A 282-nucleotide genomic window follows, 5' to 3' on the forward strand; every position below is an offset into this window, starting at 1 on the left:
CCTCAACCAACTTGATCATTAATAGCTTTGTTGAAGATGCAGGACTGCCGAGTTTAAACTTTTTCACGCCAACTTTGATCGGTTTAGCTGTTTTGGTCGGTGGGGTATTGATCCTTATTCCTCTGAGTTACTTTTTACCTAGCTACGATGATGGATCGCAGGACGACCTTCCGTATTTTCTTGAAGCAAGGGTTGAGCCCGGCTCACCGTTAGTTGGTCGCAGTGTCAGTGAAAACAACCTTAGAGCGCTGAGAAAACTGTTCTTAGCCGAAGTTATTAGAG

At 44.7% G+C, this 282-nt stretch carries 1 pseudogene; it reads left to right on the forward strand.

Annotated features, from left to right (window positions below):
* A pseudogene (locus AB4486_RS28160) lies at positions 1-282 on the forward strand (SLC13 family permease); the annotation flags it as partial.

The sequence above is a fragment of the Vibrio sp. 10N.222.55.C6 genome (assembly GCF_041473395.1).
GTDB lineage: Bacteria > Pseudomonadota > Gammaproteobacteria > Enterobacterales > Vibrionaceae > Vibrio > Vibrio crassostreae_C.